The 14,872-nt window shown below is 64.9% G+C and carries 15 protein-coding genes; 9 read left to right on the forward strand and 6 right to left on the reverse strand.

The window, feature by feature from the left end; genetic code table 11:
• Positions 1-2 precede the first annotated feature (2 nt).
• On the reverse strand, positions 3-1,526 hold the full coding sequence (locus RAD15_RS12295; protein WP_458177658.1) for a bifunctional aminoglycoside phosphotransferase/ATP-binding protein: 1,524 nt from the start codon (positions 1,524-1,526) through the stop codon (positions 3-5).
• 23 nt (positions 1,527-1,549) lie between these two features.
• Positions 1,550-2,533 carry a zinc-dependent alcohol dehydrogenase family protein gene (locus tag RAD15_RS12300; RefSeq protein ID WP_458177660.1) on the reverse strand — a complete coding sequence of 328 codons (984 nt, stop codon included), beginning with the start codon at positions 2,531-2,533 and terminating at the stop codon, positions 1,550-1,552.
• Between the two features lie 175 nt (positions 2,534-2,708).
• On the opposite strand from RAD15_RS12300, the gene RAD15_RS12305 reads away from it, so the two are divergent.
• Both RAD15_RS12305 and RAD15_RS12310 read left to right on the forward strand, forming a co-directional pair.
• Complete coding sequence (locus RAD15_RS12305; protein ID WP_458177662.1) at positions 2,709-3,548, forward strand: universal stress protein; 840 nt, start codon at positions 2,709-2,711, stop codon at positions 3,546-3,548.
• A gap of 92 nt (positions 3,549-3,640) precedes the next feature.
• Entirely contained in the window at positions 3,641-6,334 is a 2,694-nt protein-coding gene (locus RAD15_RS12310) for a bifunctional acetate--CoA ligase family protein/GNAT family N-acetyltransferase (protein ID WP_458177664.1), read from the forward strand.
• A gap of 67 nt (positions 6,335-6,401) precedes the next feature.
• On the opposite strand, the gene RAD15_RS12315 is transcribed toward RAD15_RS12310, so the two are convergent.
• Both RAD15_RS12315 and RAD15_RS12320 read right to left on the reverse strand, forming a co-directional pair.
• On the reverse strand, positions 6,402-6,887 hold the full coding sequence (locus tag RAD15_RS12315) for a phage holin family protein (protein ID WP_458177666.1): 486 nt from the start codon (positions 6,885-6,887) through the stop codon (positions 6,402-6,404).
• Complete coding sequence (locus RAD15_RS12320) at positions 6,888-7,163, reverse strand: hypothetical protein (RefSeq protein WP_458177668.1); 276 nt, start codon at positions 7,161-7,163, stop codon at positions 6,888-6,890.
• 177 nt (positions 7,164-7,340) lie between these two features.
• Between RAD15_RS12320 and RAD15_RS12325 the strand changes: the two genes are divergently transcribed.
• The 3 genes from RAD15_RS12325 to RAD15_RS12335 are packed head-to-tail and all read left to right on the forward strand — an operon-like array spanning position 7,341 to position 10,354.
• The gene (locus RAD15_RS12325; protein ID WP_458177670.1) at positions 7,341-8,477 is read left to right on the forward strand and encodes an ABC transporter permease; all 1,137 of its coding nucleotides are present in this window, start codon (positions 7,341-7,343) and stop codon (positions 8,475-8,477) included.
• Positions 8,478-8,479: 2 nt separating this feature from the next.
• Entirely contained in the window at positions 8,480-9,247 is a 768-nt protein-coding gene (locus tag RAD15_RS12330) for an ABC transporter ATP-binding protein (protein ID WP_458177672.1), read from the forward strand.
• Positions 9,248-9,250: 3 nt separating this feature from the next.
• Complete coding sequence (locus tag RAD15_RS12335) at positions 9,251-10,354, forward strand: ABC-type transport auxiliary lipoprotein family protein (RefSeq protein ID WP_458177674.1); 1,104 nt, start codon at positions 9,251-9,253, stop codon at positions 10,352-10,354.
• A 7-nt stretch (positions 10,355-10,361) separates the two neighbouring features.
• Here RAD15_RS12335 and RAD15_RS12340 read toward each other — a convergent pair whose 3' ends face one another.
• A complete protein-coding gene (locus RAD15_RS12340) occupies positions 10,362-10,679 on the reverse strand; it encodes a c-type cytochrome (protein WP_458177676.1) in 318 nt (105 codons plus the stop codon).
• 157 nt (positions 10,680-10,836) lie between these two features.
• On the opposite strand from RAD15_RS12340, the gene RAD15_RS12345 reads away from it, so the two are divergent.
• From RAD15_RS12345 to RAD15_RS12355, 3 genes are all read left to right on the forward strand, one after another.
• Positions 10,837-11,550, forward strand: coding sequence for a helix-turn-helix domain-containing protein (locus tag RAD15_RS12345; RefSeq protein WP_458177678.1), 714 nt, complete (start codon positions 10,837-10,839; stop codon positions 11,548-11,550).
• A 93-nt stretch (positions 11,551-11,643) separates the two neighbouring features.
• Positions 11,644-11,769, forward strand: a complete 126-nt coding sequence (locus RAD15_RS12350) for a hypothetical protein (RefSeq protein ID WP_458177680.1) — start codon at positions 11,644-11,646, stop codon at positions 11,767-11,769.
• 282 nt (positions 11,770-12,051) lie between these two features.
• A complete protein-coding gene (locus tag RAD15_RS12355; protein ID WP_018319260.1) occupies positions 12,052-12,780 on the forward strand; it encodes a Crp/Fnr family transcriptional regulator in 729 nt (242 codons plus the stop codon).
• A gap of 9 nt (positions 12,781-12,789) precedes the next feature.
• Here RAD15_RS12355 and RAD15_RS12360 read toward each other — a convergent pair whose 3' ends face one another.
• On the reverse strand, positions 12,790-13,566 hold the full coding sequence (locus tag RAD15_RS12360) for a cyclase family protein (RefSeq protein ID WP_458177682.1): 777 nt from the start codon (positions 13,564-13,566) through the stop codon (positions 12,790-12,792).
• Positions 13,567-13,864: 298 nt separating this feature from the next.
• Here RAD15_RS12360 and RAD15_RS12365 point away from each other — a divergent pair, with 298 nt between their 5' ends.
• Complete coding sequence (locus RAD15_RS12365) at positions 13,865-14,836, forward strand: TRAP transporter substrate-binding protein (RefSeq protein ID WP_458177684.1); 972 nt, start codon at positions 13,865-13,867, stop codon at positions 14,834-14,836.
• Positions 14,837-14,872 lie beyond the last annotated feature (36 nt).

The raw sequence follows: 14,872 nt of genomic DNA on the forward strand, positions 1-14,872 counted from the left end.
CCTTACTTGCCCTCAGCGATCGCGTCCCGGCAGTTCTGGAGCGTCTGCTCTTGTGTCCCGGATGCATCGATGGTCGCCCAGCCGACACGGCCGATATTATAGTGCTCTTGCAGCGCGGCAACCTCTGGCGTCGCGTCGGAGGCGTCTCCCCGGCGGTTTCCGATCCGTGCCTGCCGGGTGGCGAGGTCCGCGACCAGGAATAGGCCGTTCAACGGCACGCTGCGCTCGCGCGCGAGCGCGGCGACGGCGTCCCGTTCGTCCTCGCGGGCGAACACGCCGTCGACGATCGCCGAATGCCCTTGCGCGAGCACCCGCCGGGCGTGCTGAGCCAATTTGTCGTAAACCCGGGCCGTGACCTCTGGCGTGTATGCGGACGGCGGCAGCCGCTGCGTGTCCTCGACCCCGAACATCTGCTTGCGGACGACGTCGCTGCGCAGCACGACGGCACCCGGCTCTGGTGCGACTACCGGCGCGAGCGCGCGTGCCAAGTCCGTCTTGCCGGTGCCTGATAATCCTCCGACCGCAATCAGGCGCGGAGCGGAAGGGCGGATCAGCCTCCCGGCGAGGCCAAAATAGCGACGTGCATCGTCAACAATGCCGGGGTCGTCGGAATGCGGCCACTTCAGCCGTGCCAGTGCCACCTGGGCGCGGATCGCCGCCCGGATGGACATGAACAGCGGCAGGGCGGAGAGCGCGTCGAGATTTTCGGGCGGCGTCGCGGCCAGATACCGGTTCAGGGCAACGTTGGCGGCGACTGGCTGGTCATGGCGCAGCAGGTCCATCAGCGTGAATGCGAGATCGTAGAGCACGTCGACCGTTGCCATCCGCGCGTCGAATTCGATGGCGTCGAACAGCACGGGCTGCCCGTCGATCAGAACGATGTTAGCAAGATGCAGATCGCCATGGCAGCGGCGCACGAAGCCCTGATGGCCGCGCGCTACGAGCAGGGGACCGAGACGGAGAAAGGCCTCGTGCGATGCCTTGCCGAGTTTTTCGATGTCTCCCGCATCGAAATGGCCGCCGGTCCGCAGGCCGTTGCTGTTACCGTCGATCAGGGCAGGGATGGAGGCGACCCATGCTTCGCCGTCGGCGCGTGTCGCCGCCGCGTGCGAAGCTGCGACCGCGTCGGCCGCAGCCGAGGCAAGCGCCGCATCCAGCGGGCCGGCCTTTGCCAGATGATCGAGCGTCCGGTTCTCGTCGAACCGCGCCATGTCTACCGCATATTCGACCGGCTGGCCCTTGCCGTCGATCTTCAACGATCCGTCCGGCTCCTCGGTGACCGCGACGACGCGGTGGTAAATCTGTGGCGCCAGCGGCCGGTTGATTCGGATTTCCTCCTCGCAGGCCGCTTTACGTTTCTCGAGCGTCGAATAGTCGAGGAAGGGAAACCGCACGGCCCGCTTGATCTTCAGCGCGCGCTTGCCGTCCAGGAAGACCGAAGCGCCATGCGTGTCGATCCGCGTCACGCCGCCAGGTTCGGTCAGTGCCTGGAATATCCGCTCCTGCGCCGCCGTTTCATCTCTCATTGAAGCTGGCATCCGAAGCACCATCAGGGCGTCAGCACGGCCGCGCCAAGAATCTGGCCATCGCGCAGCATGCTCAGAACCTCGTTGGCCCGATCGAGCGGAAATGCCGTCGTCTCGCAGCGGATGCCGGCTTGCGGGGCGACCTTTAGAAAATCGTGGCCGTCCTGCCGGGTCAGATTGGCGACCGAGACCAATTGCCTTTCCTCCCAGAGTAAATCATATCGAAAACTTGGAATGTCGCTCATGTGAATTCCGGCGCATACGACGCGGCCGCCTTTGCGCACGGCGCGTAGCGCGGCCGGGACGAGTTCGCCTGCCGGCGCGTAAATGATGGCGGCGTCGAGCGGTTCGTCGGGCATTTCGTCGGATGCCCCCGCCCAGACGGCGCCGAGGCGCCGTGCAAGGCCTTGTGCAGCGGCGTCGCCGCGTCGCGTGAACGCATAGACGGATCGTCCCTGCCAAACAGCGACTTGCGCGATGATGTGGCCGGCGGCCCCAAAGCCATAGAGGCCGAGCCTGTCGGCGCCGCCGGCCAGCACCAGCGAGCGCCAGCCGATCAGCCCCGCGCAGAGCAGCGGCGCAATCTCCACGTCATTGCCGGCATCCCCGAGCGGAAAAGCATAGCGCGCATCGGCGATGGTGTGCGTTGCGTAGCCGCCGTCGCGCGTGCAGCCGGTGAAAAGCGGCGCGTCACAGAGGTTTTCCATGCCGTCCCGGCAGAATCGACAGTTTCCGCATGTGAAACCAAGCCAGGGAATGCCGACGCGATCGCCCGGCGCATGCGTCGCAACATTCGGCCCCACGAGATCGACCCGGCCGACGATTTCGTGGCCGGGCACGATCGGATAGCGAATGTCGGGCAGCTCGGCATCGACGACATGAAGATCGGTTCGGCATACCCCGCAGGCACTGACCTTGACCCGGATCTGACCTTCCCCGGGTATTGGGTCAGGCCGCTCCTCCATCTGGAGCCGCGCTCGTGGGGCCGGTAACACCATCGCACGCATAGATCTCTCCGGGATGAACCACTCCTGCCCGATTATCCATAGAATGGCCGGGTGGCCAGTTCTTGACGTCGGTCAACGCTCGTCGCCGGCTGACCCGGACCGAGTTCCCCGGGATTGACCAGGATCAAGGATCTCGACGAAAGCCGGCGTATTTTGGCGGTTAAGGAGAATCCCGATGCCCATCAAGGATGTCTTTCTGCCGCTTGTCGGCCAGCCGCACGGGCCGGCCCTGGTCGCGATCGAGAAATGCGTGGCTGTCGCCGCCGACCTCGGCGCCAGGATCACCGCGCTCGCCCTCGAGGAAGATGTTTTCGAACGGCCGAAAGTCATTGTGCTCGACGATGCGAATGTTGCGCAGGCCGCCGGTTCGCGCGAGGCGAGCGACATGCAGCAACTCCTGAATACTTTCACCAATGCGGCTTCGCGCGCCAATATTCGCGCCCAAAGCCGAACCGGCAAGGTGCCGACGGATCAAATTGCGTCGATCCTGGCCGAGCATGCCCGTTTCAGCGACCTTACGCTGCTTCCCGTGAAGCCGCACGACAGTCGGACGGAGCACATCGTCGAAACGTTCCTGTTCGAATCCGGACGGCCGATTCTGCTCTGTCCGGAAGATCGTGCTGCGGAGCTGCGGCCCGAGTTCGAGAACGTCATGATTGCCTGGGATCACTCCGCCCGCGCTGCGCGTGCGGTCGGCGACGGACTGCCGATCCTTCAGGCTGCCACGACGGTTCACGTGGTGACCGTGGCAGACGACAAGGCCGACGCGGTCACGCAATCCGGGATGAGTCTGGTCCATCACCTCAGGGAACACGGGATCTATGCCTCGTTCGAAGCGGTGAAAGGCAGCGGCAGCTCGACCGGCAAGGTGCTCGGAAGTTGGGCAAGTTCGCATGCCATCGACGCGATTGTGATGGGCGCCTACCATCATTCGCGCCTGAACGAGATCGTCTGGGGCGGTGTGACAAAGACCGTCATCGGCCAGCCACCATGCTGGGTTATGATCTCGCACTAGAGCATGATCCGGAAAAGTGCGCCGCGATTTTCCGAAAAGATCATGCCTAAACAACCATCGGAACCGCCGCCGACCGGGGCGCATTTGTTTTCATGTCAACGTACCGCCTGAAGAACCTGCTGTCGCCGCGCTCAGTCGCGCTTGTCGGGGCTAGCGCCCGTCCGGTCTCCGTGGGACGCGCCGTCCTGGAGAACATTCACAAGTCCGGATTCAAGGGACAGTTCGGCCTGGTGAACCCGCGCCATGCCGAGATCGGCGGCGTCGCCGCGGTGGCCAGCCTCGACAAGCTGCCGTTCGTGCCCGAGCTCGTGGTCATCACCGCGCCGGCGCGAGAGGTTCCCGGAATCATCGATCAGGCCGGGCGTCGGGGCTCGGCGGGCGCGTTGATCGTCTCGGCCGGGCTCGGTCATGGACCGGGATCGCTGTACGAGGCTGCCATCTCTGCAGCCCGCAAGTACGGTATGCGGCTGATCGGGCCGAACTGTCTCGGCATCATGATGCCGGGCGTGAGCCTCAATGCCAGTTTTGCCGCACACATGCCGGGAGCAGGGAATCTCGCGTTGATTTCGCAATCGGGCGCCATCGCGGCCGGCATGGTCGATTGGGCCGCGCAGCGTGGCGTCGGCTTCTCCGGCATCGTCTCGATCGGCGATCAGATCGACGTCGATATCGCCGACCTGCTCGACTATTTCGCGATGGACCACAACACGCGCGCGATCCTGCTCTATATCGAGGCCATCAAGGACGCGCGCAAGTTCATGTCGGCGGCGCGCGCTGCTGCGCGCGTGAAGCCGGTCGTCGTGGTGAAGTCCGGCCGCATGGCGCAGGGTGCGAGGGCAGCTGCCACGCACACCGGCGCGCTCGCCGGCGCCGACGCCGTCTATGACGCGGCGTTCCGTCGCGCAGGCGTCCTGCGGGTCTCCGATCTGCGCGAGCTGTTCGACTGCGCCGAGACGCTCGGCCGCGTTGAATCGCCGACGGGAAAACGCCTCGCCATCCTGACTAATGGCGGCGGCATTGGCGTCCTCGCCGTCGATCGGTTGGTCGAGCTCGGTGGAGTTCCGGCGACCCTATCGGCGGAGGCACGCAAGAAGCTCGACGACGTGCTGCCGCCAACCTGGTCCGGCGCAAATCCCGTCGACATCGTCGGTGACGCCGACGCCTCGCGCTATGCAGCGGCGCTGGACGTGCTGCTCGCCGATCCCGACAACGATGCAGTCCTTGTGCTCAACGTGCAAACCGCGATTGCTTCGGCTGCCGATATCGCCACGACCGTGACCGAGCTCGTCGGCAAATACCGCGAGCAGCGCCGCCGATGGGCGAAGCCCGTGCTGGCCTCCTGGGTCGGAGCCGATCAGAACATCATTCAGTCGCTCTCGAGTTCGGGCATGCCGAACTATCCGACCGAGGATGACGCCGTGCGCGGCTTCATGCACCTGGTCCGGCACCGCGAAGTGGTGGAGGAGCTGAGCCAGGTTCCACCCGCGATGCCCGATACCTTCGTGCCGGACGCCCGGGCTGCCCGCCAGATCGTCACCGCTGCCATCGCGGACGGCCGCCAATGGCTGGAGCCTGTCGAGATCAAGCATCTGCTCGAAGCCTACGACATCGCCATGGTGCCGACCTATGCGGCTGGTGATGTCGAGCAGGCGGTGGCCTACGCGAACGAGATGTTCGCGCAAGGCGCGACCGTCGTGCTGAAGATCATGTCGCGCGACATCGTCCACAAATCGGATGTCGGCGGCGTCGTGCTCAATCTGACGACGCCGGAGGCCGTGCGCGCGGCTGCGACCGACATTCTCGCGCGGGCTAGGAAGCTGCGGCCCGAGGCCCGCATCGGCGGCGTCATCGTGCAGGCGATGGTCGTCAAGGCAAAGGCCCGCGAGTTGATCTTGGGCCTTGCCGACGATCCCACCTTTGGCACCGTCGTCGTGTTCGGCCGGGGCGGAACGGCGGTGGAGATCATCAACGACAGGGCGCTTGCGCTGCCGCCGCTCGATCTGCAACTCGCCCGCGACCTGATCGACCGCACGCGCGTGTCGCGGCTGCTTCGCGCGTACCGGGACGTGCCGGCGGTGAAGCCGGACGCCGTCGCCATGGTGCTGGTCAAGCTGGCGCAGATGGCCGCGGACATTCCCGAGATTCGCGAATTCGACATCAACCCGCTGCTGGCGGACGAAACCGGCGTCACCGCGGTCGATGCTCGCGTTGCGGTGGGGCCGCCGCAACGGAAATTTGCCGGTTCCGGTCCCGCCAATTTCGCCGTTCGGGCCTATCCCTCGCAATGGGAGCGCCGCCTCAAGCTCAAGGATGGCTGGCGCATCTTCGTGCGGCCGCTGCGTCCCGACGACGAGCCGACCATCCACGAATTCCTGCGTCACGTGACGGCGCACGACCTCCGCCTGCGATTTTTCGCGCCGATGAAGGAGTTCACTCACGAGTTCATCGCGCGCCTGACCCAGCTCGATTACGCGCGCGCGATGGCCTTCATCGCCTTTGACGAGGAGACCGGCGAGATGGTCGGCGTCGTCCGGCTCCACTCCGACTCGATCTATGAGAGCGGTGAATACGCGATTCTGCTGCGGTCGGATCTGAAGGGCAGGGGACTCGGCTGGGCCTTGATGCAGCTGATCATCGACTACGCGAGGTCGGAAGGGCTGAAGGCCATCTCGGGCGACGTGCTCCAGGAGAACACCGTGATGCTCGAGATGTGCCGGCAGCTCGGCTTCGAGGTCAAGCCGGATCCAGCCGAGCCGGATATTTGCGACGTCAGGCTGAAGCTCTGAGCGCGTTCGCCGGGGCTTCATCCGAAAAGTGTCAGGCGGCCTTCCCGGGGCGCGATTTCATCGCGCTTCAGGAGTGCGCCTCGGTCGATGCGGCGGCGGAGTCCTTGGCCGTCTTTCGCAAGCTCTTGACGATGATCGCGATCAACGGGACCAGCACCGGCACGATCGTGCTCAGCGGATGGTGGACGGCACCCGACATCTGGGCCTGGAACGCGCGCGCCTCGAGCTGAAGGGCTTCGACGGACGCGCCGTGAATTTCGTTGGCGAATTCGATGTCACGGCCTGACGGAGCCCGACCGGCGATCACGAAGAGAACGGCCGCGATCGCAAAATTGACGGCGCCGAGGATGGCCGCCGCGGCGATCGCGCTCCAGACCTGCACCAGTGCGAAATAGGCCGACAGCTCGAGCATCAGGAGCCCGAACGCCGCGATCAGCGCTGCAAAGGCGCGCAGGCCGAGGCCCACCAGCAGATGGCGCAGCCTGATGTCGGCGATGATCCTGTCCGTGCGCCACAGCACGCGTAGATGTTTGACGACATTCTCGGTATTCACCTAATGTCTCCTCAGCATGAAGCCGACGACCACGCCGAGCGCAAAGGCCGAAGCGAGCGAGGTGATCGGGCGCTCCGCGATAAGGCCCTGAAGCTGCTCCTGCTCTTCGCTCACGGTCTCGCCGAGCTCGGCAAGCGCGATCTTGATCTGATCGGCCAGAGCCTCAGCCCGATCTTTCGAACTGTCGTACATCTCCTCGCCGGCAGTGCTCAGCAGGCGCGTGACGTCAACCTTCAGCGCTCGCAGTTCGTCGCTCATTCTGTCGCTGTCGAACATGGATCCGATATCCTCATTTGATGGGAAGGAACCTAGGACCCACAGACGGGACCGCACTTGATTTGCGTCAACGGGCGGGCGTGGTCCTGGTGTCTTGAGGCAGGTCAAACGGGCCGCCACACGCTGGCCTAGAAATGCCGGCTGAATAGGGACCGATTGTCCCGAAGAGGTGGAAGTGTGACCCCCGAACCGCTGTTGCTCGCGACGCCGTCCGGCGATGTCCTGAAGTTGCGCCCGGAAGGGCCGTGGACCGCAGCGAATGTCGTGACGCTCGAGACGTTGTCCCGGTCGGTCGGAGCCGATGTCGACCGGTCGAGAGTTGTGACCCTGGACATGTCGGGTATCAGCGCGCTCGATACGCTCGGTGCCTGGATCCTGGAGAAGCTGTCGCGCAGGGCCGCAGCGGGCGGCAGACCGGCCGAATTCGTCGGTGTCGCCGATCATTTCAGCGGTCTCCTGGACGAGGTGCGGCAGGTCAATCGCCACACGCCGACGCCGGCGGCCGCGCCCAACCCGGTTCTGCTCAGGCTGAACGACCTCGGCAAGTCCACGGTCAGCGCGCGCGAAGACGTCGCGATCTTTCTTCAAATGCTCGGCGCATTGTTCATGGCGGTGATCGGCGTCGTGCGCCGGCCGCGCTCGCTCCGGCTGACCTCGCTGGTCTATCAGCTCTACCGCATCGGGTGGCAGGCGATCCCCATCGTCATGCTGATCACCTTCCTGATCGGCGCCATCATCGCCCAGCAGGGATTTTTCCATTTCCGCAGGTTTGGTGCCGAGTCCTATACCGTCGACATGGTCGGCATCCTGGTGCTGCGCGAGCTCGGCGTGCTGATCGTCGCCATCATGGTCGCGGGACGGTCGGGAAGCGCCTACACCGCCGAGCTCGGCTCGATGAAGATGCGCGAGGAGATCGACGCGCTCTCGACCATGGGGCTCGATCCCGTCGACGTCCTGATCCTGCCCCGCGTTGCGGCACTCGTCATCGCGTTGCCGATCCTCGCTTTCATCGGGGCGGTCGCCGCGCTCTATGGCGGCGGCCTCGTCGCGCAGTTCTACGGCGACATGGCGCCGGCGATCTACATCGCGCGGCTGCACGAGGCCATCTCCGTCACCCATTTCGAGGTCGGCATCCTGAAGGCGCCGTTCATGGCGCTGGTGATCGGGATCGTCGCCTGCAGCGAGGGCTTGCGCGTCAAGGGCAGCGCGGAGTCGCTCGGACGGCAGACGACGACATCGGTGGTCAAGTCGATCTTCCTGGTGATCGTGCTCGACGGCCTGTTCGCGATCTTCTTTGCCTCGATCGGAATGTGACGATGGAGCAATCAAGGGAAGAGTTCGCGATCCGCGTCCGCGACCTCGTGGTCGGCTTCGGCCGCCAGACCGTGCTCGACCATCTGTCGCTCGATGTCCGCCGGGGTGAGATCCTCGGGCTGGTGGGGGCTTCCGGCGGCGGCAAGTCGGTGCTGATGCGAACCATCATCGGCCTGATTCCGCGCCGGAGCGGGACCATCGAAGTCATGGGGCAACCCACTGGCGGTCACGGTCGAGGCGCAGCCACGACATGGGGCATCCTGTTCCAGCAGGGTGCGCTGTTCTCCTCGCTGACGGTCCGCCAGAACGTCCAGTTTCCGCTGCGCGAAAATCTCGTCCTGTCGCAGGAGCTGATGGACGAGATTGCGATCGCCAAGCTTGAAATGGTCGGGCTGCGCGCCCAGGACGCGGACAAATATCCGGCGGAGCTGTCGGGCGGCATGACCAAGCGCGTGGCGCTGGCGCGCGCACTCGCGCTCGATCCGCCGATCCTGTTTCTGGATGAGCCGACCTCCGGCCTCGATCCCATCGCCGCCGGCGACTTCGATGCCCTGATCAAGACCTTGCAGAAGACGCTGGGGCTGACCGTGTTCATGGTCACCCATGATCTCGCAAGCCTGACCACGGTCTGCGACCGCGTCGCCGCGCTCGCCGACGGCAAGATCGTCGCGATCGGCCCGATGCGCGAGCTGCTGCAATCCGAGCATCCCTGGGTGCGCGCCTATTTCCACGGCAAGCGCTCGCAGATGCTGCAACACGAGATGAGATGAGACATGGAAACCCGCGCTCCCTACGCGCTGATCGGCGCCTTCGTGCTGGCCGCAATCCTCGCGGTGTTCGGCTTCGTCTATTGGCTGAACAACACCGGCGGCATCGGGCCGCGCACGAACTACCGCGTGCAATTCCAGGGACCGGTGCCGGGCCTTCTGGTCGGCGCGGGTGTGCTGTTCAACGGCATCCGCGTCGGCGAGGTGACCCAGCTCGGGCTCGCGCCGGACAATGCGCGCTTCGTCAATGCGACGATCTCCGTTGCCGCGGCAACGCCGGTGCGCGCCGACACGAAGGTCGGGCTCGATTTCCAGGGGCTGACCGGCGTGCCGGTGGTGACGCTGGAGGGCGGCATGATCGTCGCCAAATCCGGCGAGCCGCTGACCCTGATCGCCGAGGCCGGCGCGGGCCAGAGCATGACGCAGGCCGCGCGCGACGCGCTGCGGCGGGTCGACACCGTGCTGGAGGACAATTCCGGTCCGCTGAAGGACACCATCGCCAATCTCAAGACGTTCTCCGACGGGCTGGCACGCAACACCGGCAAGATCGACGGCATCCTGGCGGGTCTCGAGAAGATGACCGGCGGCGGGACGCCTGCACAGAAGATCACCTACGATCTGCGCGCGCCGCAGAACCTTGGCCCGGCCGGCAAGACGTTCTCTGCGTCGCTGGCCATTCCCGAGCCAACCGCGGTCGCGATGCTCCAGACCCAGCGCATGCTGTTCTCTCCCGTGGGTGACAACCCGGGCTTTGCCGATTTCCTCTGGGCTGACAGCATCCCGAAGCTGGTGCAGGCGCGGCTGATCGACAGTTTCGAGAACTACGACATCGCCCACGCGCCGTTGCGCACGAGCGATCTCGGGCAGGCGGACTATCAGCTCCTGATCGACATCAGGCGATTCCGGATCGCAACGGAAGGCGAGACCCGGGTCGAGATCGCCCTGTCGGCGCGGATCGTCGACAAGAACGGCAAGGTGGTTGCTTCGCGCCTCGTCGAGACCAGCGAGAAGCTCGACAAGGTCGAGCCGGCCGCGGCCGTCGCAGCGTTCGACGCGGCCTTCGCCCGCATCGCGAAGGACCTGATCGGCTGGACCGTGCAGGCGGTGTGACCGCCCTCTATTCCAGCGTCTTCAGGTAGGACAGGAGATCGTGGATCTGCTCCGGATTGAGCTCGAAGGCGGGCATGTCGGCATGACCGGTGTAGATGCCCTCGGCCAGCGCCTCGCCAAGGGTCTCGATCGGATAGCGCTGATGCAGGCTACGCAGCGGCGGCGCGGCCTTGAGCCGGCTTGCGGAGACGCGGTCGATCGCATGGCAGCGCCCGCAATTGGCCCGTGCAAAGGCCTTGCCGCGCTGCTCGGCAGTGGGGGCGGCGAGCGCAGGCGTGATCAGAAGCAGCCCAATCAGGCCGTGGCGTAGCGCGCTCTGCAGCATGGAAAATTGACCCCGTCGAACTCTGGAGACCCAGAATAAGGCGGGGAAGCCGGCCAAAATTGATCTGGGTCAATCGCCTTTCCTGCAGTGCAGTAAAATGCAGCTGCGCGGTGGACTCTGCTCGGTGCAGGGGCAGCCGGCGCGGGGAGCGGGGTGGATGAAGCCTACCGTGGTCACGATTGAGCCGAACGGGCATTTCTGCAGCGATTGTGCCGTGCGCGCATCGGCGGTGTGTTCGTCGCTGGATGCAGCTGAGCTCCGGGAATTCGAGCATCTCGGGCGCCGCGTCCATTTTGACTCGGGCGAGACCGTGTTCTCCGAGGAGGACATCACGACCTTGTTCTACAATCTCATTGAAGGCGTCATGCGGCTGTACAAGCTGCTGCCCGATGGCCGGCGGCAGATCGTCGGCTTTGCCCTGCCCGGGGATTTCCTGGGGATGAATATCTCCGGCCGGCACAATTTCTCGGCCGACGCGATCGGCACGGTGACCGTGTGCCAGTTCGCGAAAGCGCCCTTCGGCCGCTTCATCGAGGACCGTCCGCAGCTGCTCAGGCGGATCAACGAGCTGGCCATTCGCGAGTTGAGCCAGGCTCGCGACCATATGGTTCTGCTCGGCCGCCGTTCGGCCGACGAGAAGGTCGCGGCCTTTCTGCTCGGCTGGCGCGAACGGCTGCTCGCGCTCAAGATTCGGTCCGACACGGTCCCGCTTCCGATGAGCCGCCAGGACATCGCCGACTATCTCGGCCTGACCATCGAAACCGTCAGTCGCACCTTCACCAAGCTGGAGCGTCACGGCACGATCGAGATCATTCACGGCGGCATCAGCCTGCTCGACCCTGCGCGGGTCGAGGCTCTGGCTGCGGCCTGACAGCCTGTCCACAGCGCTCCCGGGTTTTTGATCCCGATCAATGACGCCGGCCGTCCGTCGCAAATAATGCCCTAACAATCCGGGAGGAGCATGATGCCCGCTGATGCAGTGCTGGTGACCGTTGTCGTCGTCGCGATCTTCGTCGCTTTCGCCGCCGCTCTGGCTTGGGCGGACCGGCAAACCGGCGCAGGCCGGCTGGACCCGGATTCCAAGCGCTGACGCTCTTCAGGTCATAGTCCGATTCGACGTGCCAACCGCCGACGCTCGCCCCGGCGGGCTCCGGCATTCGGTAGCGCCTCAGCACAATACGGCTTGCGCTGCCCGCAACTCTGCATCGATCCAAATGCATCGGCGCATCCTTCGGATGCCGACTACAGGCCAAACCGCGGCATTTTCGCGGCATTTGCCCAAAATCGCGCGCGTGCTTTCCGGTTGAAAAGCCTGATAACGTTGACTACGCAGGAACTCTCCAGTGCCTCGCAGTCTTAGGAGCCCGGCGGCGTGCCTCAGGACAAGACCGGCGACCCCCGACAATCGGCGGGCAATAAACTATCGGTCCTGCGCAAGCACCCGATCTTCGCGGATCTGGAGCCGGAGGCGCTCGACCAGCTGTGCCGCTACGCCAAGCACACCACCGTGAAGCGTGGCGCGACGATCGCGGCCAAGGGCGATCCCGGCAACAACCTGTTCGCGGTGATCACGGGGACAGTGAAGATATCCTCCTCCTCGCCGGATGGACGGAATGCCATCCTCAATCTCATCGGTCCTGGAGAAATCTTTGGCGAGATCGCGGTTCTCGACGGGGCGCCCCGGTCGGCTGACGCGACCGCCAACACCAATTGCGAGCTCTATATCATCGACCGCCGGGACTTCCTGCCGTTCGTGAAGAGCCAGCCGGCGCTGGCGATGAAATTCATCGAGCTGCTCTGCGCCCGCCTGCGCTGGACCAGCCAGCAGGTCGAGCAGGTGATCCTGCAGAATCTGCCGGGCCGGCTCGCCAGCGCGCTGCTCGGTCTCACCGAGGAGCGCAAGTTCGACTCCGGCAGCGGCACGCTCGCCATCACGCAGCAGGAGATCAGCGAGATGGTGGGAATGACGCGCGAGAGCATCAACAAGCAATTGCGCGCCTGGGCCGGCCGCAACTGGGTTCGTCTCGAGCACGGTGCCATCGTCGTGCTCGACACCGACGCCTTGCGCGAACTCGCCGAGAGCGGTCTCGACGGCGCGTAGTGTCCGCAGCTAATCTTCGATGATGGCAACCGCGCGGGTCCAGCCCGCGGAGGCGCGTTCGATCTTCACCGGAAAGCATGAGACCGTGAAGCCGGTCGAAGGCAGCTGATCGAGATTGTGCAGCTTCTCGAGATGGCAATAGCCGATGTGCCGTCCCGCCTTGTGGCCTTCCCAGATCAGGCCGGCGTCTTTCGTCTCGGCATATTTCCTCGCGGTGTAGACGAACGGCGCGTCCCAGCTCCAGCCGTCGGTGCCGGTCAGCCGCACGCCGCGTTCGAGCAGGTGCATGGTGGCCTCATAGCCCATGCCGCAGCCGGAATTGACGTAGTCGGCTTGCCCGAATTTGGCGCCGGCGCTGGTATTGACGACGACGATCTCCAGCGGCGATAGCGTGTGCCCGATGCGCTTCAGCTCCGTCTCGACATCGCTGGCGCTCGCCACGTAGCCGTCGGGCAGATGCCGGAAGTCGAGCTTCACGCCGGGCTGAAAGCACCATTCGAGCGGCACCTCGTCGATCGTCCATGACCGCTCGCCGCGGTTCATGGTCGGATGGAAATGCCAGGGCGCGTCGAGATGGGTGCCGTTATGGGTCGACAGCGAGACCTGTTCGACGGCCCAGCCCTGGCCATCCGGCAGGTCCTGCGCCTTGAGGCCGTCGAAGAACTGCAGCATCCGCGGCAGGCCCTGCTGGTGATCGATGTACTGGATCGTCGGATGGTTGCCCGGCGGGTCGGCCGTCACGTCGTTTCTCAGCGGCACCGAGATATCGATCAGCTTCCGCGGCATGCGCATTCCCTCAAGACTGTCGGCTGTTTTGGGCATCTTGAGCGGCCGCCGTCGCGGGCGTCAAGTCACGTGCCGGCGACACCAGCCAGCCCGCCATGCCCCACCACAAGGCGAATTGCGCCAGAAATTGATCGATGCAACTCTTGCATTGATCGATGCCGGAATTGGCTTGGACTCAGAATGCCGCCAGCCCTAGGGACGACAATGGCGCTTGACTTCCCACCTGAAGTGGAGCGACCCAAGGCGGCCTGCAGCACGCGCCGGACAACGACATAATCAACCCAGGAGGAAAGACCAGATGAAGACACTGACCGGTATCATCGCAGCCGTTGCACTGGCGGTCTCAGCGCCCCTGGCGACCGCACGCGATTTCCGATCCGCCGACATCCACCCCGCCGATTACCCGACCGTCGAAGCCGTCAAGTTCATGGGCAAGCAGCTCGCGACGGCGAGCGGCGGCAAGCTCGGTGTGAAGGTGTTTCCCAACGGCGCCCTGGGCTCCGAGAAAGACACCATCGAGCAGCTGAAGATCGGCGCGCTCGACATGATGCGGATCAACGCATCGCCGCTCAACAATTTCGTGCCTGAGACCATCGCCCTGTGCCTGCCCTTCGTCTTCCGGGACACGCAGCACATGCGCACCGTCCTCGACGGGCCGATCGGCGACGAGATCCTGGCGGCCATGGCGCCCGCAGGCCTGGTCGGCCTTGCCTATTACGACAGCGGCGCGCGGTCCATTTACACCGTCAAGGCACCGGTCAAGTCGCTCGCGGACCTCAAGGGCCTGAAGATCCGCGTCCAGCAGTCCGACCTGTGGGTCGGCATGATCCAGAGCCTCGGAGCGAACCCGACGCCGATGCCGTATGGCGAGGTCTACACCGCGCTCAAGACCGGCCTCGTGGATGCCGCCGAGAACAACTGGCCCTCTTATGAGTCGTCGCGCCACTTCGAGGCCGCCAAGTTCTACAACGTCACCGAGCACTCCCTGGCGCCTGAAGTTCTCGTGATGTCCAAGACGGTCTGGGACACGCTGAGCAAGGAGGATCAGGCGATGGTCCGCAAGGCGGCCAAGGAATCGGTGCCCGTCATGCGCAAGCTTTGGGACGAGCGCGAGCAGGCCTCCCGCAAGACCGTCGAAGCCGCCGGCGTTCAGGTCGTCACGATCGCCAACAAGGCGGAATTCGTCGATGCGATGAAGCCGGTGTACGACAAGTTCGCCGGCGACGAGAAGCTGAAAGGCCTCGTCAAGCGTATCCAGGACACGAAGTAAGATCACGGCGGATCGGGTCCGGCGTCGCCGCGAGGT

It is taken from the genome of Bradyrhizobium sp. 14AA (assembly GCF_054185205.1).

Coding starts and splice junctions, on each gene's coding strand:
- RAD15_RS12340 (WP_458177676.1), bottom strand. CDS start 10,679: ATGCTGCAGAGCGCGCTACGCCACGGCCTGATTGGGCTGCTTCTGATC.
- RAD15_RS12295 (WP_458177658.1), bottom strand. CDS start 1,526: ATGAGAGATGAAACGGCGGCGCAGGAGCGGATATTCCAGGCACTGACC.
- RAD15_RS12310 (WP_458177664.1), top strand. CDS start 3,641: ATGTCAACGTACCGCCTGAAGAACCTGCTGTCGCCGCGCTCAGTCGCG.
- RAD15_RS12360 (WP_458177682.1), bottom strand. CDS start 13,566: ATGCCGCGGAAGCTGATCGATATCTCGGTGCCGCTGAGAAACGACGTG.
- RAD15_RS12335 (WP_458177674.1), top strand. CDS start 9,251: ATGGAAACCCGCGCTCCCTACGCGCTGATCGGCGCCTTCGTGCTGGCC.
- RAD15_RS12305 (WP_458177662.1), top strand. CDS start 2,709: ATGCCCATCAAGGATGTCTTTCTGCCGCTTGTCGGCCAGCCGCACGGG.
- RAD15_RS12320 (WP_458177668.1), bottom strand. CDS start 7,163: ATGTTCGACAGCGACAGAATGAGCGACGAACTGCGAGCGCTGAAGGTT.
- RAD15_RS12300 (WP_458177660.1), bottom strand. CDS start 2,533: ATGCGTGCGATGGTGTTACCGGCCCCACGAGCGCGGCTCCAGATGGAG.
- RAD15_RS12330 (WP_458177672.1), top strand. CDS start 8,480: ATGGAGCAATCAAGGGAAGAGTTCGCGATCCGCGTCCGCGACCTCGTG.
- RAD15_RS12350 (WP_458177680.1), top strand. CDS start 11,644: ATGCCCGCTGATGCAGTGCTGGTGACCGTTGTCGTCGTCGCGATCTTC.
- RAD15_RS12365 (WP_458177684.1), top strand. CDS start 13,865: ATGAAGACACTGACCGGTATCATCGCAGCCGTTGCACTGGCGGTCTCA.
- RAD15_RS12345 (WP_458177678.1), top strand. CDS start 10,837: ATGAAGCCTACCGTGGTCACGATTGAGCCGAACGGGCATTTCTGCAGC.